The following is a 25,314-nucleotide window of genomic DNA, read 5'->3' on the forward strand; positions in this document are numbered from 1 at the left end:
TTCTGAAAGAGTCGAGCGACTGGAGTTCTGTGTAAGCGAATAGCTGGAAGGTGGTAAAAGCGTTACAGAATAAAAAATGATTAGAATCATGCACTTATATTTGTAACATGTTACAACCGGCATATTTCACATGCTCCCATTCGATGCGCGAAGCGCGCTTGGCATTTTTGCGTGGCACATAACCGCAAGCCTTCAAGTCCACCTTGTTGCCAGTGTATTTGCATCCGCAGTAAAACTCGGTGGACTGCGGTGCATACAGCTTCCAGGCGGCTTTCTTGGCCTCGGTAAAGGTGCGGGGAGCGCCAGCCTGGGCGCCAAAAGCGATGAACAGCAACAGTAATGCAAAACAGCGGACACTCATTGAATCAATCTTCCTTCGGCACAACCCAAAAAATCTGCACGCCACCATCGTCGCGATAGGCGAGTGTGACGTTGTCGTTCTCGTCGATTTCCTCGAGCAGTTGCTCCCATGCATCCACAGGCTCGTCCGGCAGACGGAAGATCAACGCGGCTTTGGCTTTTTGTGCGGTAGGGGAATTGATGATTTTTTGAACGCGCATACCCATGCGTTCGTAAGCAGCAGGAGCATCAGGGGGGGTGGCCACGAGGTTATCCTTATTAAGCTGTACGTGCATACAGTATTTAACTGTAAGCATTTTCGCAACTGCTTAAAATTCAAGAAAATCCTCTGACAGCGCTTTTGCGATTTTGGTGTAAGCCGGGTCGATTATTTTGTGCGAAAAAGTCGCGCGCAGCGTAGGTGGCTGCACCACCCGCCGCGCGGGCGAGTGGTGAGCAGGTTGCCCGATCCGGAAAGGCTCAGGCGAGGGCCAATCAATATTCCCAGAACATCCGTTGCAGCTCTTTGCTGTCGTTGGTTTTGGTCAGGGCGACCATGGCCAGGATCCGGGCTTTTTGCGGGTTCAGGTCGTGAGCGACGACCCAATCGTATTTGTCGTCAGGTTGTTCGGCGTTACGCAGAACGAAACCACCGGCGTTGACGTGGGACGAGCGGATGATCTGCACGCCGTCTTTGCGCAAGGCTTGCAGGCTCGGCACTACGCGCGAAGAAACAGAACCATTGCCGGTACCGGCATGGATGATGGCTTTGGCGCCGGCCTGGGCCAGTGCTTTGTAGGCGGTGTCATCAACGTTGCCGTAGGAATAGGCGATTTCTACGTCAGGCAGGCTCTTGATGTTCTTGATGTCGAATTCCGAATCCATGGTGTGGCGCTTGGCTGGCAAGCGGAACCAATAGGATTTGCCTTCGACCACCATGCCCAGCGGCCCCCAGGGGCTTTTGAACGCCTCGGTCTTGATGTTGATCATTTTGCTCACGTCGCGACCGGACTGGATTTCATCATTCATGGTCACCAGCACGCCTTTGCCGTGCGCTTCTTTGCTGCTGGCCACGGCGACGGCGTTGTACAGGTTGAGCATGCCGTCCGCCGACATGGCGGTGCCCGGACGCATCGAGCCGACGACGATGATCGGCTTGTCGGTCTTCTCGACCAGGTTGAGGAAGTAGGCAGTTTCTTCCAGGGTGTCGGTACCGTGGGTGATGACGATGCCATCGACGTCTTTGCTGTCGGCCAGTTCGGACACGCGACGACCCAGTTGCAGCAGGTTGTCGTTGGTGATGCTTTCCGAGGCGATCTGCATGACTTGTTCGCCACGCACGTTTGCCAGTTTGCTCAACTCGGGGATGCCGGCAATCAGTTGTTCAATGCCAACCTTGGCCGCCTGGTAGGTGGCGCTGTTGGCTGCGCTGGCGCCGGCACCGGCAATGGTGCCGCCAGTGGCAAGTACCACGACGTTGGCGAGTTTGGTCTGGGTTTCGACTTCTTTTGCCTGAAGGGCGGTTGGCAGGAGCAGGAGGAGGGCCAAAGCGCCCGGTACCAAGGTGTTGAAAGCAGATTTCATTATTTTTCTCTCTAGTAGTGAGACGGTGCTGATGCAGGTTCATCTAGATGCGCCCCGAGCCGATCTGAATGCTCGGGGTCCAGGCTAAGGAGCAGGATCCGTACCAGCGCTACTTTGCTTTAGAGAAATGTTTAACATCATGATTTACATCAGGATTTTATGGATCGGCCAATGGTTGTGCCGATCACCTGTCCGGGTTTCCGAATATTGGGACCTTTCATGTTCGGCTCACCGAAAAAGGCTACAACTCTTGACGAACGAAGCCGCTTGCCGGTTTCGGCTTTTCTGCTAAAGAAACCCGTCAGCAGGCCGATGGGTGTTAAAGGAAACGATTATTTAGGGAGTTCACATGTCACTGACGATCGGTTTTTCACATCCCGGCGCAGTCACCATCGGCGGTAAGACCGCAGCGACAATCAATGCAATGAACCAGGCGGAAGCAGACGCATCCGAAGAGGCGCTGGGCGTTGAAAAAGAGCAAAGCAACCAGGTCAGAACCGGTGGACCTGCGCAAGAAGCCAGCCAGGCGAGTAGCGCTGACAGCGGCGATAGCCTGAGCATCACCGTCAAAATGTTGCTCAAGCGGATGCAGGAATTGCAGAAGCAACTGCAAGAACAGCAACAACAATTGGCGGCGGCGCAGGCGGCAAGTTATCCGACGCCCGAGGCCAAGTCACAGGCGGTCATGTCCGTTCAGGGCCAGATCGCGCAAACCAGCGGCGCGCTGATGGAAGTCGCGGCGGCACTGGTCAAGGAAATGTCCAAGGACTCAACCAGCGGCAACCTGGTCAGTACCACGGCGTAAGCAGGGAAGGGCGAATCAGCCGATTCGCCCTGCGATAAAACGATGATTTCTGATTGTTGACAAATGTCGGCGGGATTCGCATAGTTCGGTCTACGCAAACGTTTGCGCGGCTTCCCCGGTGCTCTATTGGCCGGAAGAGAGCGCTGAAGCTTACGCCAGCGCGAGCGTTGCTCACAATAATCATAAGATCGGAGTGAACCCATGAAGCTGCCATTCGCTGGACGTCTTCTTGCTGTCGCTATGCTGGCTGCTGCAGCCGCCGCACTACCTGTCTCTTCGGCCTTCGCCGAGTCCCCGGAAAAACCCAAAGTCGCATTGGTCATGAAATCCCTGGCCAACGAATTCTTCCTGACCATGGAAGATGGCGCCAAGGCTTACCAGAAAGAACACTCCGCCGATTTTGACCTGATCTCCAACGGCATCAAGGACGAGACCGATACCGCCGGCCAGACCCGCATCGTCGAGCAGATGATTCTGGCCAAGGTCAACGCGCTGGTCATCGCACCGTCCGATTCCAAGGCCATGGTGCCGGTCATCAAGAAAGCCGTCGATGCCGGCATCACCGTGATCAACATCGACAACCAGCTCGATCCGCAAATCGTCAAAAGCAAAAATATCAGTGTGCCATTCGTAGGGCCGGACAACCGCAAGGGTGCGCGTCTGGTCGGTGAGTACCTGGCCAAGCAACTGAAGGCCGGTGACGAAGTCGGCATCATCGAAGGTGTGTCCACCACCACCAACGCCCAGCAGCGCACCGCCGGCTTCAAGGATGCGATGGACGCGGCGCAGATCAAGGTGGTTTCGTTGCAATCGGGCGACTGGGAAATCGACAAGGGCAACAAGGTTGCTGCTTCGATTCTCAGCGAATACCCGGATGTGAAAGCGCTCTTGGCGGGTAACGACAGTATGGCCGTCGGCGCTGTTTCCGCTGTGCGCGCTGCCGGCAAGGCGGGCAAGGTACAAGTGGTCGGTTACGACAATATCAACGCGATCAAGCCGATGCTCAAGGACGGTCGAGTGCTGGCGACGGCCGATCAGTTCGCTGCCAAGCAGGCTGTGTTCGGTATTGAGACCGCACTGAAAATCCTCAAGGGCGAAAAAGTCGACAGCGGCGCCAATGGCGTGATTGAAACGCCAGTCGAGCTGGTCACCCAGTAAGTCTTTCGGCGACACAACGGCGCTCGTCCGTCCGGACGAGCGCATGGAGAGTTTTTATGTCAGTTTCCGCCCCGAACGCTGTCCTCTCGGTCAGCGGTATCGGTAAGACCTATGCGCAGCCGGTGCTCACGGGCATCGACTTGACGCTGATGCGCGGTGAAGTGCTGGCGCTGACCGGTGAAAATGGTGCCGGTAAAAGCACTCTGTCGAAGATCATTGGTGGTCTGGTTACGCCGACCACAGGCCAGATGCAGTTCCAGGGCAAAGACTACCGCCCTGGCAGCCGCACCCAGGCCGAAGAGCTGGGCGTGCGCATGGTCATGCAAGAACTCAATCTGCTGCCGACCCTGTCGGTGGCGGAAAACCTGTTTCTCGACAACCTGCCGAGCAACGGCGGCTGGATCAGTCGCAAGCAATTGCGCAAGGCCGCCATCGAAGCCATGGCGCAGGTCGGCCTCGATGCGATTGATCCGGACACTCTAGTCGGCGAGTTGGGTATCGGGCATCAGCAGATGGTCGAGATCGCACGCAACCTGATCGGCGATTGTCATGTGCTGATTCTTGATGAGCCGACGGCCATGCTCACTGCCCGTGAAGTGGAAATGCTCTTTGAGCAGATCACCCGTTTACAGGCGCGTGGGGTTGCGATCATCTATATCTCCCACCGCCTGGAAGAGCTGGCGCGAGTTGCGCAACGCATTGCTGTGCTGCGTGACGGCAATCTGGTCTGCGTCGAGCCGATGGCCAACTATAACAGTGAGCAGTTGGTGACCTTGATGGTCGGCCGTGAGCTGGGCGAACACATCGACATGGGCCCGCGCAAGATTGGCGCGCCAGCCCTGACGGTCAGGGGCCTGACCCGCTCCGACAAGGTGCGCGATGTTTCCTTTGAAGTGCGTGCTGGCGAGATTTTCGGGATTTCCGGGCTGATCGGAGCTGGGCGCACTGAATTGCTAAGGCTGATTTTTGGCGCCGACCTCGCCGACAGCGGCACGATTGCGCTGGGTTCGCCGGCGCAGGAGGTCAGTGTGCGTTCGCCGGTTGATGCAGTGAAGCACGGCATCGCCCTGATCACCGAAGACCGCAAGGGTGAAGGCTTGCTGCTCAGCCAGTCGATCAGCGCCAATATTGCTTTGGGCAACATGCCGGAAATTTCCCGGGCCGGGGTCGTCAATAACAGCAACGAAATTTCCTTGGCGCAGCGCCAGATCAACGCCATGCGCATCCGCAGTTCGAGCCCGACCCAATTGGTTTCCGAGCTGTCTGGCGGCAATCAGCAGAAGGTCGTGATCGGTCGCTGGCTGGAGCGTGATTGCTCGGTGCTGTTGTTCGACGAGCCGACTCGCGGCATTGATGTGGGTGCCAAGTTCGATATCTATGCCTTGCTGGGCGAGTTGACGCGTCAGGGCAAAGCGCTGGTGGTTGTATCCAGTGACCTGCGCGAGCTGATGCTGATCTGCGACCGGATCGGCGTTCTGTCGGCAGGGCGTTTGATCGATACCTTCGAGCGCGACAGCTGGACCCAGGATGATTTGCTTGCTGCCGCGTTCGCCGGCTACCAAAAACGTGATGCGCAGCTCAATGAAGCGGCGCCTAGGGAACTCCCATGAAAACTGCATCTTCTGCCGGCAAACGTGGTGGCAATTTCTACGGTCTTGGCACCTATCTGGGCCTGGCGGGTGCCTTGTTGGCGATGGTGGCGTTGTTCTCGGTCATGAGCAGCCACTTTCTGTCCTACGACACCTTCAGCACGCTGGCCAACCAGATCCCTGATCTGATGGTGCTGGCGGTGGGCATGACCTTCGTGCTGATCATCGGCGGCATCGACCTGTCGGTCGGTTCGGTGCTGGCACTTGCCGCCTCGACAGTCAGCGTCGCGATTCTCGGCTGGGGCTGGAGCGTGTTGCCTTCCGCTCTGCTCGGTATGGCGGTGGCTGCACTGGCGGGTACGGTGACCGGTTCGATCACTGTGGCGTGGCGCATTCCGTCATTCATCGTTTCGCTCGGTGTGCTGGAAATGGCCCGTGGCCTGGCGTATCAGATGACCGGTTCGCGCACCGCCTACATCGGTGATTCGTTTGCCTGGCTGTCGAACCCGATCGCCTTTGGTATCTCGCCGTCGTTCATCATTGCCTTGCTTGTGATCTTCATTGCGCAAGCGGTGCTGACCCGCACCGTATTCGGTCGCTACCTGATCGGCATCGGCACCAACGAAGAAGCGGTGCGTCTGGCCGGGATCAATCCAAAACCGTACAAGATTCTGGTGTTCAGCCTGATGGGGCTGCTCGCGGGCATCGCCGCGCTGTTCCAGATTTCCCGTCTGGAAGCGGCGGATCCGAATGCCGGCTCCGGCCTCGAACTGCAAGTGATCGCTGCGGTGGTCATTGGTGGCACCAGCCTGATGGGGGGGCGTGGTTCGGTGATCAGCACCTTCTTCGGCGTGTTGATCATTTCAGTGCTCGCCGCCGGTCTGGCGCAGATCGGTGCGACCGAGCCAACCAAGCGCATTATCACCGGTGCGGTGATCGTCATTGCGGTGGTACTCGATACCTATCGCAGTCAACGCGCCAGTCGACGGGGCTAAGCCATGGCAACGATCAAGGATGTGGCGGCGCTCGCGGGGATTTCCTACACCACGGTTTCTCACGTGGTGAACAAGACCCGGCCGGTCAGTCAGGAGGTGCGGTTGAAGGTCGAGGCGGCCATCAAAAGCCTCGATTACGTGCCAAGTGCCGTGGCGCGTTCACTGAAAGCCAAGACCACTGCGACCATTGGCTTATTGGTGCCTAACAGCCTCAACCCGTATTTTGCCGAGTTGGCTCGGGGTATCGAGGATTACTGTGAGCGTAACGGCTATTGCGTGATCCTTTGCAACTCTGACGATAACCCGGAAAAACAGCGCAGCTATTTGCGCGTGCTGCTGGAGAAGCGCATTGACGGCCTGATCGTCGCCTCCGCCGGTGGCGACATCGGGCTCGCGCAAGGGCTGGCCGGGGTGAAAACGCCGATGGTCATCGTCGACCGCGGGCTGGATGGCGTGGACGCCGACCTGGTGCGCATCGACCATGAATATGGTGCCTATCTGGCGACGCGTCACCTGCTGGAGCTGGGCCATCGTGACATCGCCACCATCGGCGGTCCGTCGAGCACCAGCGTGGCGCAAATGCGTCAGGCCGGTTTTTGTCGAGCGCTGCAGGAGGCGGGCATCAAGGTGCGGGCCGAGCGCATGCTGGAAAGCGATTTCACCAGCACTGGCGGTTACAACGCGGCGGCGATCCTGCTTGAAAGCAATCCGCCGAGTGCGATCTTCGCCGGTAACGACATGATCGGGATCGGTGTGCTGCGCGCGGCGGCCGAGCGCAATGTCCGCGTACCGAGCGAGCTGTCGGTGATCGGCTTCGACGATATCCAGATGAGTCGCTACGTGTACCCGGCGCTGACCACCGTTGGCCAGTCGATCCTGCAGTTGGGCGAGATGGCTGCCGAAGTGTTGCTGCGAAGGATTGCTACCCCGAGTCTGGTCACCGATCAACGGATCGTGACCCCGAGTATTGTCTTGCGCGAATCGACTGCGCCGCTGTCCGGCGTATTCACCGAGTACCGCTGAAACCGAATTGACGAGTAGTGATGTATGCCAGCAAATGTAGTGGTAATAGGCAGCCTGAACATGGATCTGGTCACCCGGGCACCACGGCTGCCCAAGGGCGGTGAAACGCTGATCGGTCATTCCTTTACCACCGTGTCCGGCGGCAAGGGCGCCAATCAGGCAGTCGCTGCTGCGCGCCTGGGTGCGCAGGTGGCGATGGTCGGCTGTGTTGGCAACGATGACTACGGCGTGCAATTGCGCGACGCATTGCTGGCCGAGCAGATCGATTGTCAGGCGGTGAGCACGGTTGCCGACTCCAGTGGCGTGGCGCTGATCGTGGTCGATGACAACAGTCAGAACGCCATCGTGATCGTTGCTGGCGCCAACGGTGCAATGACCCCGGCGGTGATTGACCGCTTTGATGCAGTTCTGCAGGCGGCCGACGTGATTATCTGCCAGCTGGAGATCCCGGATGCAACGGTGGGGCATGCGCTCAAGCGTGCGCGTGCGCTGGGCAAGACCGTGATTTTAAACCCGGCGCCGGCCAGTCGTCCGCTGCCGGCAGACTGGTATACCGCCATCGATTACCTGATTCCCAACGAAAGCGAAGCCGCTGCATTGAGCGGGTTGCCAGTCGATTCGCTGGAGGCCGCAGAAAGCGCTGCCAGCCAGTTGATCGCAATGGGCGCGGGCAAGGTCATCGTTACCCTCGGCGCGCAAGGTTCGCTATTTGCCAATGGCAAAGATTTCGAGCATTTCCCGGCGCCCAAGGTGAAGGCGGTCGATACCACCGCCGCGGGCGATACCTTTGTTGGTGGTTTTGCCGCAGCGCTTGCCAGTGGCAAATCCGAGGCTGAGGCGATCCGTTACGGGCAAGTCGCTGCAGCGTTATCTGTGACCCGGGCCGGCGCACAGCCTTCCATTCCCACCATGTCCGACGTACAGGCGTTCAAATCCGCATGAAAAAGACTGCTTTGCTCAACGTCGCGTTGTCGCGGCTGATCGCATCCCTGGGCCATGGTGACATGGTGGTGATCGGTGACGCCGGACTGCCGGTTCCTCCTGGTGTTGAACTGATTGATCTGGCGCTGACCCACGGCGTTCCGGATTTTGTCAGTACCCTGAAAGTCGTGCTCAGCGAGATGCAGGTGGAGAGCCATGTGCTGGCCAACGAAATCCTCGACAAGCAGCCGACCGCCCTGGTTGTGCTGGACGAGTTGCAAGAAGAGGGCGCCCTCGGTCGGCGCGATCTGCTGACTCATGAGCAATTCAAGGTCCTTAGCCGACAGGCACGGGCGATTGTTCGTACAGGCGAATGTCAGCCGTACTGCAACATCGTGCTGGTGGCCGGAGTAACGTTCTAATCGGGTTTTCGACCCTTTCATTTTCATCAGCACAAGGAATGCGCCATGCACCGTTACGCTCACAAACTCCACCAATTGCTTCGGAGTCTGCTGCTTTTGTCTTTTATGACCGCCACCAGCGCTCAGGCTGCTGAAAAGATCGACCTGATCATCGACACCGATCCGGGTGCCGACGATGTGGTCGCCTTGCTGTTCGCCCTGGCTTCGCCGGACGAACTGAACATCCGCGCACTGACCACCGTGGCCGGCAACGTGCGCCTCGACAAGACTTCGCGCAACGCGCGCCTGGCTCGCGAGTGGGCAGGGCGCGAGGACGTTCCGGTTTACGCCGGCGCGCCGAAGCCGCTGATGCGTACACCGATCTACGCCGAGAACATCCATGGCAAGGAAGGCCTGTCGGGTGTCACCGTGCATGAGCCGAAAAAAGGCCTGGCCGAAGGCAATGCGGTCAACTACCTGATCGATACCCTGAAAAAAGCCAAGCCGCACAGCATCACCATCGCCATGCTGGGTCCTCAGACCAACCTGGCGCTGGCGCTGATCCAGGAGCCGGAGATCGTTAACGGTATCAAGGAAGTGGTGATTATGGGCGGCGCGCACTTCAATGGCGGCAACATTACCCCGGTGGCCGAATTCAACTTGTTTGCCGACCCGCAAGCGGCAGAAGTGGTACTCAAGAGTGGTGTAAAACTGACCTATCTGCCGCTGGACGTGACCCACAAGATTCTCACCAGCGACGCCCGCCTGAAGCAGATTGCCGCGCTCAACAACAATGCGAGCAAGATTGTCGGCGACATCCTCAACGAGTACATCAAGGGCGACATGGAGCACTACGGCATCCCTGGCGGTCCGGTGCATGACGCTACCGTCATTGCTTACCTGCTCAAGCCGGAGCTGTTCACCGGTCGCTCGGTGAACGTGGCCATCGACAGCCGTGAGGGGATCACGTTCGGTCAGACCGTGGTCGACTGGTACGATGGTCTGAAACAGCCGAAAAACGCATTTTGGGTCGAGAATGGCGATGCCCAAGGTTTCTTCGATCTGCTGACTGAGCGTCTGAAGCGCTTGAAGTAAGGCCAGGACCCGCAGGTGCAAGTCTGCGGGTTTTTACTCCATCTCCGTGTCCGGCGTGCTCTTGTCGTCATGCTGGTACCGTTCGAACACTTGAGCGATAAACGTTTGTGCGCCTTGTGTTCCCATCGTCTTGACCAGTAGATCGATGCTGATCAGCGCCAGCTCCTCCGAACTGCCCGGGCTATACGAACTGTGCCCCTTCGGCCAAAGAACCTTGATGTCGGCGGAGATGCTTACGGTGCTCATGAGTGCGCTCGAAAAGTCGGGAATGTCTGAGCGCGAGTTAACCACTTTGTCGGGCGTTTGGCACTGCGACTTAGGCATGGGCGCGACGCTATGCGACACTTGGTCTTTTCCGGCTGAACCAAGGAATGTGCTGTGCAGATCGATTTGAATTCCCCCGACGGCCTCACACTTGACGCTGTGCGCCAGTTGCTCGCGTCGGCCAGCGATGATGTACACACGCAACTGCGCGTGACCAAGGGTGGGATTGCCTATATTTCTTCCGGTGTGACCGGCGGGCAGGATATTGACGGCCTGCTCTTTCGCCTGGAAACCTGGGCCAAGGGTTCGGGGTATGTCGGCAATGTCGCGGCCAGTGATGAAGTCTGGGTGATGCAGATTTTCAACGCACTGAAAGACAACTGGCCGAATCCGCCGCTCGACTACATCGACGTCTATTGAGCTTCGTTAATATTCGGTGACGATTGTGTGAGGATGCGCTGCACGCTCTTCAGGCAGACTCAGCGTTTTTCCGGATCGTGGGGCAGGGTGGCAGCATTGGTTGTGAAACCAAACGCCAGATTGGCGGTCGCACGATCTCAGCTTAACCATTTGAAAGAAGGAGGCTTCATGCCTTTGAAGTTCGCGTCTCTGGGTGCACTTATGGCCGTTGTCATGTTGGCCGGTTGCAGCACGACCTCCAGCGAGTCGGCAAAGGATCCTGTGGCGACCGATGCCGGTCACAGCCGCTGTGAAGCAAAGGCAGCGGAATTTGCCATCGGTAAAAAGGCTTCGCCGGAACTGCTCGATCAGGCGCGTGCCAAGGCTGGCGCGCAAAACGCCCGTTTCCTCAAGCCAAGCGACATGATCACGCTGGAATACCGCTCCGATCGCTTGAATCTGAACACCGACAACAACCTGGTGGTCACCCGCGTCAACTGCGGTTGATCGCAGAGCGCTTTTGTTGCAGGCATAAAAAACCCCGTCACATGGACGGGGTTTTTTTAGCGCGCCGGGAAATTACTCTGGGCGAACTTGTGCAGCTTGCATACCCTTTTGGCCTTTCTCAGCCACGAAAGAGACGGTCTGGCCTTCTTTCAGGCTTTTGAAACCGTCGGATTCGATAGCTTTGAAGTGTACGAACAGGTCGTCACCGCCACCTTGAGGAGTGATGAAGCCGAAGCCTTTTTCATCGTTGAACCATTTAACGGTGCCGGTTTGGCGATTAGACATGGTGTATCTCCAAGAAACATATATTTTCAGTAGTACTGTGCTGCTCAGGCCAACTGGGCACACCCGGGTATCATAGTCGAAATGTTCGCTTTGGTAGCCCCCCGGACGTGCTGTTTGCTTTCATATTGCATCGATTTCAACCTCTGAAATGTCTGCAAGCCCCGGTTTCAGTGGCTTTTGGCCGAAAGAAGAGGGTGTAAAAAAAGCTATAAAACCTGCGTAAATTATCGATTTCGGGGTCTTTTTAGCGATTTTTGGTCTGCCGGACGCCCGAAAAAACATTCGTCAGCGCTTATTTCTGCACGCGGCAAACCGAGATTTCTTTCAGTGCGCGTTGACCCAGTTCACCACTTGGCGGGGTGTTCTTGTCCATCAGCTGCGCGATCTCTTGCGTGGTGAATTTCTTTTCCAGAACATCGGCACCGCAAGCGCAGTGTTTATTGGCTTCGGCTGGATTGACGCTCTTGCTGGCGGCGGCGGTGCAGTCGTTCATGTACTGGGCTTTGACACCGGCAGGCCAGGCCGCGTTGGCGCTCAGCGGCAGTAGCAGGGCCAGCGGGGCCGCGTAAGCAAAAAGTCGGATAAGGCGCATGTCGGAAACTCCTTGGGTTGATATCGGCGACGATTCTCAGCTTATTTGAGGCAAAGCGTATATCCCAAGTTCACTTTGCGCCGCAAAAATGCATAAATCTTCAGCACTGAAAATCCTTCGACTCGATGACCGCTCATCTGTGCTAGCATGCCGGGCTCATGCGTTCTCAGGCTCCGGATGGCCTTCAGCCCCGAAGCGGTCAGCGTGCGAAACCCTGATTTGAATCCCAGTCACTCTGGTTCGGTTTTCCGGTTGGCCGCAAGGCTCCTGCCGCTGTAAGGCAGGCGTTCGTCATTGAATGGCCTGGATCGGATCTTGTACTGGCTCATCCCAACCCACGTGACCTTTGGTAGGGGTCACCACTAGGAGAGGAGGCGCCATGCCAACTATTACTCTTCCCGACGGCAGTCAACGTTCATTCGATCACCCGGTTTCCGTAGCCGAGGTCGCCGCATCCATTGGTGCCGGTCTGGCCAAGGCCACCGTGGCCGGCAAGGTCAACGGCAAGCTGGTTGACGCCTGCGACATCATCGACAGCGACGCGACGCTGCAAATCATCACGCCAAAGGATGAAGAGGGGCTGGAGATCATTCGCCACTCTTGCGCGCACCTGGTTGGCCATGCGGTCAAGCAACTGTACCCGACTGCGAAAATGGTCATCGGCCCGGTTATCGACGAAGGCTTCTATTACGACATCGCCTTCGAACGTCCTTTTACGCCGGACGACATGGCCGCCATCGAACAGCGCATGCATCAGCTGATCGACAAGGATTACGACGTCATCAAGAAAGTCACTCCGCGCGCCGAAGTGATCGAAGTGTTCAAGGCTCGCGGCGAAGATTACAAGCTGCGTCTGGTCGAGGACATGCCGAACGAGCAGGCCATGGGCCTGTATTACCACGAAGAATACGTCGACATGTGCCGCGGCCCGCACGTGCCGAACACGCGTTTCCTGAAGTCCTTCAAACTGACCAAATTGTCCGGTGCCTACTGGCGCGGTGATGCCAAGAACGAGCAACTACAGCGCGTTTACGGTACTGCCTGGGCAGACAAGAAGCAGCTGGCGGCTTACATCCAGCGCATCGAAGAAGCGGAAAAGCGCGATCACCGCAAGATCGGCAAGCGCCTGGGCCTGTTCCACACCCAGGAAGAAGCGCCGGGCATGGTGTTCTGGCACCCGAACGGCTGGACCCTGTATCAAGTGCTCGAGCAGTACATGCGCAAGGTGCAGCGTGACAATGGCTACCTCGAGATCAAGACCCCGCAAGTGGTCGATCGCAGTCTGTGGGAAAAATCCGGGCACTGGGCCAACTACGCCGACAACATGTTCACCACCGAGTCGGAAAGCCGCGACTACGCCATCAAGCCGATGAACTGCCCGTGCCACGTGCAGGTGTTCAATCAGGGGCTGAAGAGCTACCGCGAGCTGCCGATGCGTCTGGCCGAGTTTGGTGCGTGCCACCGTAACGAGCCGTCGGGTGCGTTGCACGGCATCATGCGGGTGCGCGCGTTCACTCAGGACGACGCGCACATTTTCTGCACCGAAGAGCAGATGCAGGCTGAATCCGCAGCGTTCATCAAGCTGACCATGGATGTTTATCGCGACTTCGGCTTCACCGACGTCGAGATGAAACTGTCCACTCGTCCGGAAAAACGCGTAGGTTCCGACGAGCTGTGGGATCGCGCCGAAGCGGCACTGGCGGCAGCCCTCGATAGCGCGGGCCTGCCGTATGATCTGCAACCGGGCGAAGGTGCGTTCTACGGTCCGAAGATCGAGTTCTCGCTGAAAGATTGCCTCGGTCGCGTCTGGCAGTGTGGTACCTTGCAGCTCGATTTCAACCTGCCTGTCCGTCTCGGCGCCGAATACGTCTCCGAAGACAACAGCCGCAAGCATCCGGTGATGTTGCACCGCGCGATCCTCGGTTCGTTTGAGCGTTTCGTCGGGATTTTGATCGAGCATTACGAAGGTGCATTCCCTGCGTGGCTCGCGCCAACCCAGGCAGTGATCATGAATATCACTGATAAACAGGCAGATTTCGTCGCTCAGGTTGAAAAAACTCTCAACGAAAGCGGATTTCGTGCCAAGTCCGACTTGAGAAATGAAAAGATCGGCTTTAAAATCCGCGAGCATACTTTGCTCAAGGTTCCCTATCTTTTGGTTATCGGAGATAAGGAAGTCGAGATGCAGACTGTCGCTGTGCGTACTCGTGAAGGTGCTGACCTGGGCTCGATGCCCGTCGCCCAGTTCGCTGAGTTTCTCGCGCAAGCGGTTTCCCGGCGTGGTCGCCCAGATTCGGAGTAATTATTATTAAGCGTGAAATGAGACAAGATAAACGAGCTGCACCGAAAGCCCCGATCAACGAGAATATCTCGGCACGCGAGGTTCGGTTAATTGGCGCTGATGGCGAGCAGATTGGCATCGTCTCGATTGATGAAGCGCTTCGTATTGCTGAAGAAGCAAAGCTTGATCTGGTAGAAATCTCTGCTGACGCAGTCCCACCGGTTTGCCGGGTGATGGACTACGGCAAATCGATCTTCGAAAAGAAGAAGCAGATTGCAGCAGCGAAGAAAAACCAGAAGCAGATTCAGGTAAAAGAAATCAAGTTTCGTCCAGGGACGGAGGAAGGGGATTACCAGGTAAAACTGCGCAACCTGGTACGTTTCCTGAGTGACGGGGACAGGGCCAAGGTATCCTTGCGATTCCGCGGCCGTGAGATGGCCCACCAGGAGCTGGGGATGGAACTCCTCAAGCGGGTTGAAGCTGACCTGCTCGAGTACGGTTCGGTCGAACAGCATCCTAAGATGGAAGGACGCCAGCTGATCATGGTCATCGCCCCGAAAAAGAAGAAGTAATCAACAGGGCACGGCAGGCCTTCTGATTATGTTTATCAACTGAATGCGGAGTATCCGAACATGCCAAAAATGAAAACCAAAAGTGGTGCTGCTAAGCGGTTTCTGAAAACTGCTAACGGTATCAAGCACAAGCACGCTTTCAAGAGCCACATCCTGACCAAAATGTCGACCAAGCGTAAGCGTCAACTGCGCGGTAGCAGCTTGCTGCATCCGTCTGACGTGGCAAAAGTCGAGCGCATGCTGCGCCTTCGTTAATTTTAGTCAAGAATAGAGGAAGTAACTCATGGCTCGTGTAAAGCGTGGCGTCATTGCCCGTAAGCGTCACAAAAAAATTCTGAAACTTGCTAAAGGCTACTACGGCGCACGCTCCCGCGTATTCCGTGTTGCCAAGCAAGCGGTAATCAAGGCAGGCCAATACGCCTACCGTGACCGTCGTCAGAAAAAACGTCAGTTCCGCGCTCTGTGGATCGCTCGTATCAACGCTGGTGCTCGTGTTAACGGTCTGTCCTACAGCCGTTTCATTGCTGGCCTGAAAAAAGCGTCCATCGAGATCGACCGTAAGGTTCTGGCTGATCTGGCAGTGAACGAAAAAGCGGCGTTTGCTGCGATTGTCGAGAAAGCTAAAGCCACCTTGGCTTAAGTACCCCCGACAGTCACCCGGCCTCACCTCTGTGGGGTCAGGTGTTAAACGTCATAAATAGGGGAAGAGCCTTCAAGCTCTTCCCCTATTTTGTATCTGGAGTCTGTACATGGAAAACCTGGATGCGCTGGTCTCTCAAGCACTAGAGGCTGTGCAAAGCGCTGAAGATATCAATGCCCTGGAGCAAATCCGGGTTCAATACCTTGGCAAAAAGGGTGAATTGACTCAGGTGATGAAGACCCTGGGGAATTTGCCGGCAGAAGAGCGTCCGCAAGTCGGCGCCCTGATCAACGTTGCCAAGGAGCGTGTTACAGGCGTTCTCAATGCGCGCATGGCCCTGTTTGAAGAAGCCGAACTGGCTGCCAAACTGTCTGCCGAATCCATTGACGTGACGTTGCCGGGCCGTGGCCAGACCTCTGGCGGTCTGCATCCGGTGACCCGGACTCTGGAACGAGTCGAGCAGTTCTTCACCCGCATCGGCTACGGCATCGCCGAAGGCCCTGAGGTCGAAGACGACTATCACAACTTCGAAGCGCTCAACATCCCAGGCCACCACCCGGCCCGGTCGATGCATGACACTTTCTATTTCAATGCGAACATGTTGCTGCGCACTCATACCTCGCCGGTACAGGTCCGCACCATGGAGTCCAAGCAGCCGCCGATCCGCATCGTCTGCCCAGGTCGTGTGTATCGCAGCGACTCCGATATCACCCACTCGCCGATGTTCCACCAGGTCGAAGGCCTGCTGGTCGATCGCGATATCAATTTCGCCGATCTCAAAGGCACCATCGAAGAATTCCTGCGGGTGTTCTTCGAGAAAGAGCTGGCCGTACGTTTCCGTCCTTCGTACTTCCCGTTCACCGAACCATCCGCTGAAGTCGACATGGAGTGCGTGATGTGCAGCGGTAAAGGCTGCCGCGTCTGCAAGCAGACCGGCTGGCTGGAAGTCATGGGCTGCGGCATGGTCCACCCGAACGTGCTGCGCATGTCTGGCATCGATCCGGAAGAGTTCTCCGGTTTTGCTTTCGGTATGGGCGTCGAGCGTCTGGCCATGCTCCGTTACGGCGTGAACGACTTGCGTCTGTTCTTCGACAACGACTTGCGGTTCCTCGCGCAATTTCGCTAGTCGTAACGAATTCTTAGGAGAGCAGGATGAAATTCAGTGAACAATGGCTGCGTGGCTGGGTTAGCCCGCAGGTAAGTCGCGACGAGCTGGTTGCTCGTCTGTCGATGGCGGGTCTGGAGGTCGATAGCGTGACCCCGGCCGCCGGTGTATTCAGCGGCGTGGTCGTGGGCGAGGTGCTGAGCACCGAGCAACACCCTGACGCCGACAAGCTGCGTGTGTGCCAGGTCAGCAATGGCGCGGAGACCTTCCAGGTCGTGTGCGGTGCGCCAAACGTGCGTCCGGGCCTGAAGATTCCGTTCGCCATGATCGGCGCCGAACTGCCGGGCGACTTCAAGATCAAGAAGGCCAAGCTGCGCGGCGTCGAGTCCAACGGCATGTTGTGCTCGCAAGCCGAGTTGCAGATTGGTGAAGGCAACGACGGTCTGATGGAACTGCCGGCCGATGCGCCGGTGGGCGAAGATTTCCGTGTGTATCTGGATCTGGAAGACGCCAGCATCGAGGTCGACCTGACCCCGAACCGTGGCGACTGCCTGTCGCTGGCCGGTCTGGCCCGTGAAGTGGGTGCGCTGTACGCCGCTCCGGTTACCCGTCCGGCGGTCATGGCGATTCCGGCAGTGCACGACGAAGTGCGTCCGGTAGACGTGCTGGCGCCTGCCGCTTGCCCGCGTTACCTGGGGCGTGTCATCCGTAACGTTGACCTGTCCAGGCCGACCCCGCTGTGGATGGTTGAACGACTGCGCCGCGCCGAAGTGCGCAGTATCGACGCTGCCGTCGACATCACCAACTACGTGATGCTCGAGCTGGGTCAGCCGCTGCACGCGTTCGATCTCGCCGAAATCAATGGCGGCATCCGCGTGCGTATGGCGGAAGAGGGCGAGAAGCTGGTACTGCTCGACGGTCAGGAAGTCAGCCTGCGCAGCGATACGCTGGTGATCGCCGACCATACTCGTGCTCTGGCGATTGCCGGCGTAATGGGTGGTGAGCACAGCGGTGTGTCCGCGACCACGCGCGACGTGTTCCTGGAAAGTGCGTTCTTTGACCAGATCGCTGTGGCGGGCAAGGCCCGTTCCTACGGCCTGCACACCGATGCTTCGCACCGATACGAGCGTGGCGTGGACTGGCAACTGGCCCGTGAAGCCATGGAGCGCGCCACTGGCCTGCTGCTGGAAATCACCGGTGGTGAAGCCGGCCCGATCATCGAGACCGTCAGCGAGCAACACCTGCCGTCGATCGCCCCGATCACCCTGCGTGCACAGCGCATCACCCAGATGCTGGGGATGGAAATGGATTCGGCGCAGGTCGAGCGTCTGCTCAGCGCCCTGGGTCTGAAGATTTCCGCTGATGGAGCAGGGCAGTGGCGCGTGGAAGTGCCAAGCCATCGCTTCGACATCAGCCTGGAAGTCGATCTGATCGAAGAGCTGGCGCGTCTTTACGGCTACAACCGTCTGCCGGTTCGTTACCCGCAAGCGCGTCTGGCGCCACAAGCCAAAGCTGAAGCACGCAGCGAGCTGCCTGAGTTGCGTCGTCTGCTGGTTGCCCGTGGTTATCAGGAAGCGATCACTTACAGCTTCATCGATCCCAAGCAGTTCGAACTGTTCAATCCGGGCGTTGAGCCGCTGCTGCTGGCCAACCCGATTTCCAATGACATGGCTGCCATGCGCTCGTCGCTGTGGCCGGGCCTGGTCAAAGCGTTGCAGCACAACCTGAATCGTCAACAGGATCGCGTGCGTCTGTTCGAAAGCGGTCTGCGCTTCGTCGGTCAGCTGGAAGGTCTGAAGCAAGAGCCGATGCTCTCGGGTGTTGTTTGCGGCAGCCGTCTGCCGGAAGGCTGGGCGCAAGGTCGCGACAGCATTGATTTCTTCGATGTGAAAGCTGACGTTGAAGCGGTGCTGGGTTACGCCGGTGCGTTGGATGCCTTCACTTTCACTCCGGGCAAACATCCGGCGCTGCACCCGGGTCAAACCGCGCGCATTGAACGTGATGGGCGTGAAGTCGGCTTCATCGGTGCGATTCACCCTGAACTGTCCAAAGCCTTGGGTCTGGATCGTCCGGTATTCGTCTTCGAGCTGGTTTTGGCTGAAGTCGCTTCCGGAAAAATGCCGCAATTCCACGAGTTGTCGCGTTTTCCTGAAGTGCGTCGTGACCTTGCACTGATCGCGCACAAAGACGTCGCGGCCTCGGCTGTACTGGACGTAATCCGTGAAAATGCAGGCGAATGGCTCACGGATCTCAGGCTGTTTGACGTGTATCAGGGTAAAGGCATTGATCCTGATAGAAAAAGCCTTGCAGTTGGCTTGACCTGGCAGCATCCATCGCGCACTCTTAATGACGATGAGGTGAATTCGACGACGCAAAATATCCTCACCTCGCTCGAACAAAGGTTGAACGCCACGTTAAGGAAGTGACGTATGGGGGCTTTGACGAAAGCTGAGATGGCGGAACGTCTGTATGAAGAGCTGGGCCTGAACAAGCGGGAAGCCAAGGAATTGGTCGAACTGTTTTTCGAGGAAATCAGGCACGCTCTTGAAGACAACGAGCAGGTCAAATTGTCCGGTTTCGGCAATTTCGACCTTCGGGACAAACGCCAGCGGCCTGGCCGCAACCCGAAAACGGGGGAAGAAATCCCGATCACGGCTCGCCGTGTGGTCACCTTTCGTCCAGGGCAGAAGTTGAAGGCCCGAGTTGAGGCTTATGCTGGAACCAAGTCATAACGACGAGCTACCCGTCATCCCGGGCAAACGCTACTTCACCATTGGTGAAGTCAGCGAGCTGTGTGCGGTAAAACCACACGTGCTGCGCTACTGGGAGCAGGAGTTTCCTCAGCTCAACCCCGTCAAACGCCGCGGAAATCGCCGGTATTATCAGCGCCAGGACGTGCTGATGATCCGGCAGATCCGCGCGCTCCTTTACGATCAGGGTTTCACCATCGGCGGCGCGCGCCTGCGTTTGTCCGGCGATGAAGCCAAAGACGACACCACCCAATACAAGCAAATGATCCGCCAGATGATCGCTGAGCTTGAAGATGTATTGGTGGTGCTCAAGAAATAAAAAGCTGCGTTTGAATACTTCCAGTTTTCAAAAGCTTGCGCTATATTCTTGAGCGCTCTTCGAGATGAAGGGCAGGTTCCAAACCAGTCGGGGCGTAGCGCAGTCCGGTAGCGCACTAGCATGGGGTGCTAGGGGTCGAGTGTTCGAATCACTCCGTCCCGACCATATTTCCTGAATAAAATCAGACACTTAAGCCGATCAGATGGATCGGCTTTTTTGTGCCTGCGCAAAACCCGCGCAAAACTTGCGCAAAACTACTTGGTGATTTCGCTGATATTCAGGTCAGGGATTGCCTCCGACCAGACGATTTCTGCGTGGTCTTTCTGGTAGTTCTTCGTCATGGTCTCGCTGGCGTGGCCGGCGATCTTCTGACCGTCCTTTCCGGCTTTCTGGTACAGGTGCAGCGATAGCGCACGCACTTCATGGAAGCCTGGCATTTCCTCTTCCTTCCATCCCTTGTAACAACCCGCTGCTTCCCGGGCCTCCTTGAAGGCTCGCGTCAAATATCGCTCTTCGACCTGCGTCCAGTGTTCCTTCGTCTGCGCCTGCTTCTGCTTTTTGCGGTCTGGCCGGCGATGGACCAGGTAAGGCGAGACGATGTCATCCCGGCACCGGCTGATAACAGCTTGGAGTTCTTCAGTTACTTTGAACCGAATCCACGCCGCGTCACTGGCCTTTGCCGTCTTCTGCTGCACCACATACAAAAAACCTTCCCGAACACCGTCGAACCGCATGTTCAAAATGTCCGTCCGGCGCTGTGCGGTGATCAGTGCCAGGTCGATAGCGTTCTGCAGCCAGAACGGTGATTTTTCCCGGATGGCCTTCAGGCCTTCGACGGTGTGTCGCTTGCGCTGTTTCTTCTCAATCCGGTTGATGGTGCTGGCAGCCGGGTTGTCCGGGCACAGGCCTTTGGCCGCTGCGTGATTGAAGATGTCGATCAGCAGGGCTCGGCATTGGTTGGCAGTGCGCGGCGTGAGGGCGTCCAGCATTTCCGCGATCATGCGGATCGTGATCTGGTCTACCGCTTTGCCTTCGAACTGCTTCCGGAAACGGCGGAAGTGCACGGCATAGAGGCCCAAGGTTCCTTTTGCCAGTTCGCGCGGTGGTAGCACGTCGCGCTCGTATGTATCGAGGAAGCCGGCGAAGGATTCAGATGTGCTGCCCATCACGGCGCCGATCAGGTCAGCGCCGCGCATGAACTCCAGGTTCAACTGCTTCGCGGCGTCGATCGCCTTGATCCGGTCGGTGCCGAACTGGAACCACTTACCGTCGGTAGGCCGGCGGTAGCGATAGGTCGAGCGCCGCGAATCGAAGTACAGGTTCTGCGGTAGGCTCTTGTTCGCCTTGTTGCGCGGCCGTGGGACCATCATGCAGCTCCTTTCAATACCATCGCGACCAGATCATTGCCTTCTGACCGACTGAACGCTATCCAATCAACGTACCAGAGTTTGCCGATTTGCTCGCCCGGCACCTTGCCGTTGCGGATGTAGTTGCGGATCGCCTGGGGGCAGGGTGGTGTGCCGTTTTCACCCCAGCGCCGGCGCTGGAATTCACTGATCTTGATCAGCTCTTTTTTCATTGATGATGCTCCATGCCGCGCATGGCGGCAGAAGGTGGTGATGGGTTATGCGCCGGCCTTTACGAGCACCGCGTCGGCAACAGCCATTGCTGCCTGGGCATCGTTCACATAGGCAGGGTCGAAGCCGCCCCACAGGTGGATGGTCGCTTGGCAGGCGCGCAGGTTCTCGCGGTTGAGCTTTAGTGCCGCGACCAGCTCTTCGTGCAGCCCGCGTTCCTCCCGGCCGATATCCCAGAAGCGTTGGCCCCAATGACTTGCCGGTGGCGGGTTGTCGTTCTGCGCGCCGAGTGCAAGGGCGCCTACAACCGCGTCGAGCAGATCGCGCTTGTAGGCGTTGTCGCCGTCGATGCTCAGGCCACGCCGGCGCAAGGTGGAAACCACCTCGTTCAAGTCGAGCCCTTTGTCCTGCAGAACGATGTCGAGTTCTGGTTTCTCTGGGGTGTAGATGGTCAGGCAGAGCTTTGCGCCTTCAGGAAGGCTGGCGCTGATCTTCTCCAACGCATCGCTCGCAGTTTCGTGGAAGCGGTTCAGTGCGGACATACGAATACCTCGCCCGCCGTATACCGGCAGGCTGTTGAGTTGGGAGAGGAGTTACCAGCGGTCGAAGAAATTGCCGCCGCGTCGGGTGTAGGAGATTGATACCAGCTGCTTCGCGGCGTACCCGGCTTGGCGAAGGCTAACTTCCTTGTGGTCGGAGTAGCCAACATGGCAGACCTCATCGCCGCCGGCGCTGCTCAGGACGATCATTGCCGCCAATGGCTCGCGTTCGATTTCGTCGCCCTCGATGTGCGCCGCCATCGCGCGGAACCAGTCGGCCAGCTTCTTCCGCTCAGCCTGGTTTTGCAGAACCTTTCGGTTGTGCAGCCTGGTGCTGGCCGGGAATTCGAAGATCTCAGCCATGGATGTACCTCCGTGGTTAATGGACGAGTTCGGTGGGCACGTTGACCGTGGCGCCACGCTTGGCGAAGACAACGGCGCGGAACACTGCGATGGTTCGGGTTTCGCCGGGCTGGCGGTTGAACGGATCGTTTGTCATGTCGGCCAGCCAAGGGTGGCGGATGCCAACATCGACCCAGACGCCGTACTTCGTGATCAGTTGCTCGGCGTCGGGAAGGGCGAAGAGATCCAGCTGACCGGTGCCGGGCTGCTGATCACCCTCGATCGCGTTGATTGCCCAGTCCAGCGCCGGGCCGGTCAGTTCCTCGGTGCGGACGCTGACCAGGCGGCTCACTGCCGATTGCCGATTTCTGCTGCGGCCCGGACGATTGCTCGACGGGTTCCGTAACTGTCCATCGCCTCAATGATCATTACGCCATGCGCCGAGTTTTCAGCTCCAACCGAATCGCAGTCCTCCATAAACACAATGCAGATCCCGAGCTGTACAGCCAGGCGGAGTGCATGGCCATCGTCGTTAAGCGGATCCCAACCAGTTGTCACGACATCCCCGTCCTTTCGAACGAGAAGCGCGGCAACAGGCGGATCCATCTCCAAGCGATTGGCGTTTATCGGATGAGATGTATCGTATCCAGCTGCCTTTGCAGCCAGTTCCAACATTTCACGTTCGTTCATCGCCACGGCCCCCTGTAGATCAGGTAGGCCATGTAGAGCGGGGCGGCAATTGGAATAAAGATCATAGTAGGTGCGCTCCTGCTTCAAGTAGACCGTCGCGGTCTTCGCGCAGGTTGTCCCGCTCAGCCTTGAGTTGGTCACGCTCGGCGATAACGCCGCTCCAGTTTTCGTACCAGCCCTTGGAGATGGTTTTCTCTTTCGCCAGATCGGCCTGCGCCTCCTCCAGCTCACTCTGCATATCCACGACCATCGACAGAATTTCTTCACCGTCGCTGTTCATGTCGGCACCGAGGGCATTGCCAATCGCACCCATTTCCATGCATGCGGCAAGGAGCATGCGCTGGCTTCGCTCGACGTCGGCAATCAGTTCAAGCACCACGGCAGGCGGAACGGCCATGCCGTAATCATTCAGCGCCACGTAATCGCCACAATCGTTCTTGGCAGCCTCGGCGAGCCGTTTGAGTTCCGTGTAGTCGATCATCAGTACTCACCCCAATTCATTTGCTTGAAGTAATCGCCGCCCTCGCAGAGGTGAGGACGCGCTGGCGGCGTAGTGATGCGATTTATCTCGGCCAGCGCGGTCTGCGCGCGCTGGAAGGCATGCTCGGTGTGCTTGAGCTGCCAGTGCTTGCGGATTCGGTAGGAGTTGAAGGCCTCCTCACGGGTGGGGTAGCAGAACTTCTTCCCGCCGGCATATTTGAGAATGCGCTTTCTGGTGTTCTTGAGCGCCTCGGCATAGAAAGTGTTGGTCATTAGGTAGTTTCTGGCTTCAGGGATCACATACCAACACTGCGGGGTTTCGCCGCAAACGAGCCACTTTTCACAGCGTATGGTCACCCCTTCGGGGCCGATATCATCGACATAGCGATAGTGGGCCGGGCCGAGCTTTTTCTTTTCCATGGGCGATCGCGTCCTTGCCGCTATAGCGGCTGACTTTGAAGGGGGAGGGAATTACGGGTTACTGCGGGAGTTTGCCGAGGTGGTCTTCGAGGAACTGCTCGGTGAAGGGCTTCCCTGGATTTTCAGGCGCTGGTGGATGTGATGCATTCCACTGGTCAAAAGCGTCCTGAGTCGTGGCCGCTTCGATCTTCTCGTCGCACTGGTTGCACGCTGCTACGCCGCCTGAGGCGCCGACATCACGGTGACCTTGCTTGCATGGATTCATGTGCCAGTCGTCGTCGCCGAGTTCCGGCTCAGGGTATTCCGGCCTTGTTGGCGGATACCCCGGCGCCGCCATGGCCTGGTCAATCGCTGCGCGAAGGTTCTCGTTGTAGTTTTCGCCGATGACGCGCTCGACCGGTTGATCCATCCAATGGCCGACGACCTCGATGTTGATGCTGCTGTCGCCGGCATCACCGTTGGGGCTGCTTCCGAAGCGGATATCCCAGTAGTTCGATTCCAGAGCATCCAGCCGTTCCTTGTCCCGCTCGAGCTCATCAATCCGCTGATCCGCTGCGTTCAGGCGCTGCTGCAGGGCGTCACGCTCGGCGGTGACCCGGTCGAACTCGACGGCCATCACCACATCAGGCCCGTGCGGGTCATATCCAATGGTCGCGCCGGCCGCTGAAATCATCGTCACGGCTTTGTATCGATGGACTTCAGTCATGGCAGTTCTTCGCATCCGCACCGAGCTGGATGTGCTTGTGGTTGCTCGCATGCGCTGGGCTTGCGGCTGGCGGCCGTTTTCACCATCGCTGCCAAAGTCGCCAACTGGGTCAGGGTGTATTCACGCCGCGCCTCGGCCTGCTCCGGCGTTTCCGTCAGCTGCTGATACAGATCGGGGCTCACCATCATTGTCATCGGAGGCAGCAAATCGTTTTTCATTATTCGGATGCCGTTCATCCTGCAATCTCCATCGATACCAGATCATGGGCATTCACAACCTTCATGCCGAGCTCGCGGGCAATGTGCACTTCGAGCCGGGCGCCTTTCGAGTTTTCCCAGCCGGGCAGCACCGCGATCTGACCGCACAGGCCAAGGCGGGTAAGGTCGTAGGCCATGTAGTCGGCCCAGTCCGCACCCTCGACAACGCCGTGCTCGGCAGGGTTCTCGACGACGTAGCCGCGCGCCCGGAGCTGGGCGGCCATCGCGTTGAACGCGGGGAAGTTGAAGTCTTCGAAGCCGGTCATCGGGCCGGCCAGGTAGAGGCGGTTGGAGCGGTCCGCGATGAGCGTTACTCCAGTCGCTGCTGGCGTCGGGTCGAGTTCGTGCCAAGTGTCGACCTCGAACTCAGTAGGGCGCAGGCCAAGACGTTTTCCGTCGGGCATCACCGCCGCTACGGCACCGTAAATATTCGTCCATGCCACATACGATTGACCGACATTTGCCACGGGTAGATCGCCATTGACGTATACGTAGTCAGGCATCGGGTCAGCTGTCACGGCCTTGAGCATCCGGACAGTGCGCGGAACTCGATCGCCAAACGGGTAGCTGGTGCTGCGCTCGTGCAGCGCTGGGCAATCGATGATGTTTTCTTTGGGCATGGGGCTATTTCCCGTGGTTGGAGTGGTAGCCGTTCTGGCTTTCGAATGACTTGCGGGCT

General features: G+C 57.9%; 34 protein-coding genes, 1 tRNA gene and 1 pseudogene. 19 read left to right on the forward strand and 17 right to left on the reverse strand.

Translation table 11 applies throughout. The features are described from left to right. Positions 1 to 127: 127 nt before the first annotated feature. The 3 genes and pseudogenes from L6D63_RS27240 to L6D63_RS27250 form a co-directional block, all read right to left on the reverse strand. Positions 128 to 361 (reverse strand): annotated as a pseudogene (locus tag L6D63_RS27240) (deoxyribonuclease); the annotation flags it as partial. 4 nt (positions 362 to 365) lie between these two features. Beyond that, the gene (locus L6D63_RS27245) at positions 366 to 656 is read right to left on the reverse strand and encodes a DUF1654 domain-containing protein (RefSeq protein WP_131671918.1); all 291 of its coding nucleotides are present in this window, start codon (positions 654 to 656) and stop codon (positions 366 to 368) included. A 178-nt stretch (positions 657 to 834) separates the two neighbouring features. Further along, positions 835 to 1,923 carry an asparaginase gene (locus L6D63_RS27250; protein WP_027611548.1) on the reverse strand — a complete coding sequence of 363 codons (1,089 nt, stop codon included), beginning with the start codon at positions 1,921 to 1,923 and terminating at the stop codon, positions 835 to 837. Positions 1,924 to 2,272: 349 nt separating this feature from the next. Here L6D63_RS27250 and L6D63_RS27255 point away from each other — a divergent pair, with 349 nt between their 5' ends. The 8 genes from L6D63_RS27255 to L6D63_RS27290 all read left to right on the forward strand — a co-directional run bounded on the left by L6D63_RS27255 (position 2,273) and on the right by L6D63_RS27290 (position 9,910). Next, a complete protein-coding gene (locus L6D63_RS27255; protein WP_121186252.1) occupies positions 2,273 to 2,728 on the forward strand; it encodes a hypothetical protein in 456 nt (151 codons plus the stop codon). 201 nt (positions 2,729 to 2,929) lie between these two features. Next, the gene (locus L6D63_RS27260; RefSeq protein WP_041066111.1) at positions 2,930 to 3,886 is read left to right on the forward strand and encodes a sugar ABC transporter substrate-binding protein; all 957 of its coding nucleotides are present in this window, start codon (positions 2,930 to 2,932) and stop codon (positions 3,884 to 3,886) included. Between the two features lie 56 nt (positions 3,887 to 3,942). Continuing rightward, positions 3,943 to 5,496: a sugar ABC transporter ATP-binding protein gene (locus L6D63_RS27265; protein ID WP_047293277.1), complete on the forward strand. Its 1,554-nt coding sequence runs from the start codon at positions 3,943 to 3,945 to the stop codon at positions 5,494 to 5,496. After that, positions 5,493 to 6,470 (forward strand): ABC transporter permease, encoded by a 978-nt coding sequence (locus tag L6D63_RS27270; protein ID WP_041066117.1) that lies wholly within the window; start codon positions 5,493 to 5,495, stop codon positions 6,468 to 6,470. The genes L6D63_RS27265 and L6D63_RS27270 overlap by 4 nt, the downstream gene beginning before the upstream one ends. A 3-nt stretch (positions 6,471 to 6,473) precedes the next feature. Then, the gene (locus tag L6D63_RS27275) at positions 6,474 to 7,493 is read left to right on the forward strand and encodes a LacI family DNA-binding transcriptional regulator (RefSeq protein ID WP_027611551.1); all 1,020 of its coding nucleotides are present in this window, start codon (positions 6,474 to 6,476) and stop codon (positions 7,491 to 7,493) included. 24 nt (positions 7,494 to 7,517) lie between these two features. Continuing rightward, positions 7,518 to 8,435 carry a ribokinase gene (rbsK, locus tag L6D63_RS27280; RefSeq protein WP_131671919.1) on the forward strand — a complete coding sequence of 306 codons (918 nt, stop codon included), beginning with the start codon at positions 7,518 to 7,520 and terminating at the stop codon, positions 8,433 to 8,435. Then, entirely contained in the window at positions 8,432 to 8,836 is a 405-nt protein-coding gene (rbsD, locus tag L6D63_RS27285; RefSeq protein ID WP_047293284.1) for a D-ribose pyranase, read from the forward strand. The genes rbsK and rbsD overlap by 4 nt, the downstream gene beginning before the upstream one ends. Before the next feature lie 45 nt (positions 8,837 to 8,881). Continuing rightward, positions 8,882 to 9,910 carry a nucleoside hydrolase gene (locus tag L6D63_RS27290; protein ID WP_047293285.1) on the forward strand — a complete coding sequence of 343 codons (1,029 nt, stop codon included), beginning with the start codon at positions 8,882 to 8,884 and terminating at the stop codon, positions 9,908 to 9,910. A 33-nt stretch (positions 9,911 to 9,943) separates the two neighbouring features. Here L6D63_RS27290 and L6D63_RS27295 read toward each other — a convergent pair whose 3' ends face one another. Further along, positions 9,944 to 10,156, reverse strand: a complete 213-nt coding sequence (locus L6D63_RS27295; RefSeq protein ID WP_131671920.1) for a hypothetical protein — start codon at positions 10,154 to 10,156, stop codon at positions 9,944 to 9,946. A gap of 132 nt (positions 10,157 to 10,288) precedes the next feature. Here L6D63_RS27295 and L6D63_RS27300 point away from each other — a divergent pair, with 132 nt between their 5' ends. Beyond that, positions 10,289 to 10,594: a hypothetical protein gene (locus L6D63_RS27300; protein WP_041066130.1), complete on the forward strand. Its 306-nt coding sequence runs from the start codon at positions 10,289 to 10,291 to the stop codon at positions 10,592 to 10,594. Between the two features lie 168 nt (positions 10,595 to 10,762). Further along, positions 10,763 to 11,080, forward strand: coding sequence for an I78 family peptidase inhibitor (locus L6D63_RS27305; RefSeq protein WP_131671921.1), 318 nt, complete (start codon positions 10,763 to 10,765; stop codon positions 11,078 to 11,080). A 72-nt stretch (positions 11,081 to 11,152) separates the two neighbouring features. Here L6D63_RS27305 and L6D63_RS27310 read toward each other — a convergent pair whose 3' ends face one another. Together L6D63_RS27310 and L6D63_RS27315 are read right to left on the reverse strand one after the other, a co-directional pair. Then, the gene (locus L6D63_RS27310; protein ID WP_003179963.1) at positions 11,153 to 11,365 is read right to left on the reverse strand and encodes a cold-shock protein; all 213 of its coding nucleotides are present in this window, start codon (positions 11,363 to 11,365) and stop codon (positions 11,153 to 11,155) included. A 292-nt stretch (positions 11,366 to 11,657) separates the two neighbouring features. After that, positions 11,658 to 11,957 (reverse strand): hypothetical protein, encoded by a 300-nt coding sequence (locus L6D63_RS27315; RefSeq protein ID WP_041066136.1) that lies wholly within the window; start codon positions 11,955 to 11,957, stop codon positions 11,658 to 11,660. Between the two features lie 379 nt (positions 11,958 to 12,336). Between L6D63_RS27315 and thrS the strand changes: the two genes are divergently transcribed. From thrS to L6D63_RS27360, 9 genes are all read left to right on the forward strand, one after another. Then, positions 12,337 to 14,259 (forward strand): threonine--tRNA ligase, encoded by a 1,923-nt coding sequence (gene thrS, locus L6D63_RS27320; RefSeq protein WP_007961251.1) that lies wholly within the window; start codon positions 12,337 to 12,339, stop codon positions 14,257 to 14,259. Beyond that, positions 14,259 to 14,810 carry a translation initiation factor IF-3 gene (gene infC, locus L6D63_RS27325; protein ID WP_170929410.1) on the forward strand — a complete coding sequence of 184 codons (552 nt, stop codon included), beginning with the start codon at positions 14,259 to 14,261 and terminating at the stop codon, positions 14,808 to 14,810. The genes thrS and infC overlap by 1 nt, the downstream gene beginning before the upstream one ends. 60 nt (positions 14,811 to 14,870) lie before the next feature. After that, the gene (gene rpmI / locus L6D63_RS27330; protein WP_002553160.1) at positions 14,871 to 15,065 is read left to right on the forward strand and encodes a 50S ribosomal protein L35; all 195 of its coding nucleotides are present in this window, start codon (positions 14,871 to 14,873) and stop codon (positions 15,063 to 15,065) included. A gap of 28 nt (positions 15,066 to 15,093) precedes the next feature. Beyond that, positions 15,094 to 15,450: a 50S ribosomal protein L20 gene (gene rplT, locus L6D63_RS27335; protein WP_002553161.1), complete on the forward strand. Its 357-nt coding sequence runs from the start codon at positions 15,094 to 15,096 to the stop codon at positions 15,448 to 15,450. 109 nt (positions 15,451 to 15,559) lie between these two features. Further along, a complete protein-coding gene (gene pheS / locus L6D63_RS27340) occupies positions 15,560 to 16,576 on the forward strand; it encodes a phenylalanine--tRNA ligase subunit alpha (RefSeq protein ID WP_003226365.1) in 1,017 nt (338 codons plus the stop codon). Between the two features lie 26 nt (positions 16,577 to 16,602). Further along, entirely contained in the window at positions 16,603 to 18,981 is a 2,379-nt protein-coding gene (gene pheT, locus L6D63_RS27345; RefSeq protein ID WP_131671922.1) for a phenylalanine--tRNA ligase subunit beta, read from the forward strand. Positions 18,982 to 18,984: 3 nt separating this feature from the next. Then, the gene (ihfA, locus tag L6D63_RS27350) at positions 18,985 to 19,287 is read left to right on the forward strand and encodes an integration host factor subunit alpha (protein WP_002553164.1); all 303 of its coding nucleotides are present in this window, start codon (positions 18,985 to 18,987) and stop codon (positions 19,285 to 19,287) included. Continuing rightward, positions 19,268 to 19,624 (forward strand): MerR family transcriptional regulator, encoded by a 357-nt coding sequence (locus L6D63_RS27355; protein WP_003179985.1) that lies wholly within the window; start codon positions 19,268 to 19,270, stop codon positions 19,622 to 19,624. Before ihfA ends, L6D63_RS27355 begins: the two co-directional genes overlap by 20 nt. 88 nt (positions 19,625 to 19,712) lie before the next feature. Continuing rightward, positions 19,713 to 19,789 (forward strand) — tRNA-Pro (locus L6D63_RS27360). An 89-nt stretch (positions 19,790 to 19,878) separates the two neighbouring features. Here L6D63_RS27360 and L6D63_RS27365 read toward each other — a convergent pair. The 11 genes from L6D63_RS27365 to L6D63_RS27415 all read right to left on the reverse strand — a co-directional run bounded on the left by L6D63_RS27365 (position 19,879) and on the right by L6D63_RS27415 (position 25,255). After that, positions 19,879 to 20,991 (reverse strand): tyrosine-type recombinase/integrase, encoded by a 1,113-nt coding sequence (locus L6D63_RS27365; RefSeq protein ID WP_131671932.1) that lies wholly within the window; start codon positions 20,989 to 20,991, stop codon positions 19,879 to 19,881. Next, on the reverse strand, positions 20,991 to 21,203 hold the full coding sequence (locus tag L6D63_RS27370) for a hypothetical protein (RefSeq protein WP_131671923.1): 213 nt from the start codon (positions 21,201 to 21,203) through the stop codon (positions 20,991 to 20,993). The genes L6D63_RS27365 and L6D63_RS27370 overlap by 1 nt, the downstream gene beginning before the upstream one ends. 45 nt (positions 21,204 to 21,248) lie before the next feature. Then, positions 21,249 to 21,743: a hypothetical protein gene (locus tag L6D63_RS27375; RefSeq protein ID WP_131671924.1), complete on the reverse strand. Its 495-nt coding sequence runs from the start codon at positions 21,741 to 21,743 to the stop codon at positions 21,249 to 21,251. Positions 21,744 to 21,794: 51 nt separating this feature from the next. Next, positions 21,795 to 22,103 carry a hypothetical protein gene (locus L6D63_RS27380; protein ID WP_131671925.1) on the reverse strand — a complete coding sequence of 103 codons (309 nt, stop codon included), beginning with the start codon at positions 22,101 to 22,103 and terminating at the stop codon, positions 21,795 to 21,797. Positions 22,104 to 22,119: 16 nt separating this feature from the next. Beyond that, complete coding sequence (locus L6D63_RS27385; protein WP_131671926.1) at positions 22,120 to 22,434, reverse strand: hypothetical protein; 315 nt, start codon at positions 22,432 to 22,434, stop codon at positions 22,120 to 22,122. Continuing rightward, complete coding sequence (locus L6D63_RS27390) at positions 22,431 to 22,772, reverse strand: hypothetical protein (RefSeq protein ID WP_131671927.1); 342 nt, start codon at positions 22,770 to 22,772, stop codon at positions 22,431 to 22,433. Before L6D63_RS27390 ends, L6D63_RS27385 begins: the two co-directional genes overlap by 4 nt. 61 nt (positions 22,773 to 22,833) lie before the next feature. Next, positions 22,834 to 23,253, reverse strand: coding sequence for a hypothetical protein (locus L6D63_RS27395; RefSeq protein WP_131671928.1), 420 nt, complete (start codon positions 23,251 to 23,253; stop codon positions 22,834 to 22,836). Then, the gene (locus L6D63_RS27400; RefSeq protein ID WP_131671929.1) at positions 23,253 to 23,672 is read right to left on the reverse strand and encodes a hypothetical protein; all 420 of its coding nucleotides are present in this window, start codon (positions 23,670 to 23,672) and stop codon (positions 23,253 to 23,255) included. Before L6D63_RS27400 ends, L6D63_RS27395 begins: the two co-directional genes overlap by 1 nt. Positions 23,673 to 23,730: 58 nt before the next feature. Beyond that, complete coding sequence (locus tag L6D63_RS27405) at positions 23,731 to 24,378, reverse strand: hypothetical protein (protein WP_236170462.1); 648 nt, start codon at positions 24,376 to 24,378, stop codon at positions 23,731 to 23,733. Continuing rightward, positions 24,375 to 24,614: a hypothetical protein gene (locus L6D63_RS27410; RefSeq protein ID WP_131671930.1), complete on the reverse strand. Its 240-nt coding sequence runs from the start codon at positions 24,612 to 24,614 to the stop codon at positions 24,375 to 24,377. Before L6D63_RS27410 ends, L6D63_RS27405 begins: the two co-directional genes overlap by 4 nt. Continuing rightward, positions 24,611 to 25,255 carry a DUF4406 domain-containing protein gene (locus L6D63_RS27415; protein ID WP_131671931.1) on the reverse strand — a complete coding sequence of 215 codons (645 nt, stop codon included), beginning with the start codon at positions 25,253 to 25,255 and terminating at the stop codon, positions 24,611 to 24,613. Before L6D63_RS27415 ends, L6D63_RS27410 begins: the two co-directional genes overlap by 4 nt. Positions 25,256 to 25,314 lie beyond the last annotated feature (59 nt).

Source organism: Pseudomonas parakoreensis, assembly GCF_021602155.1.
GTDB classification, from domain to species: domain Bacteria; phylum Pseudomonadota; class Gammaproteobacteria; order Pseudomonadales; family Pseudomonadaceae; genus Aquipseudomonas; species Aquipseudomonas parakoreensis.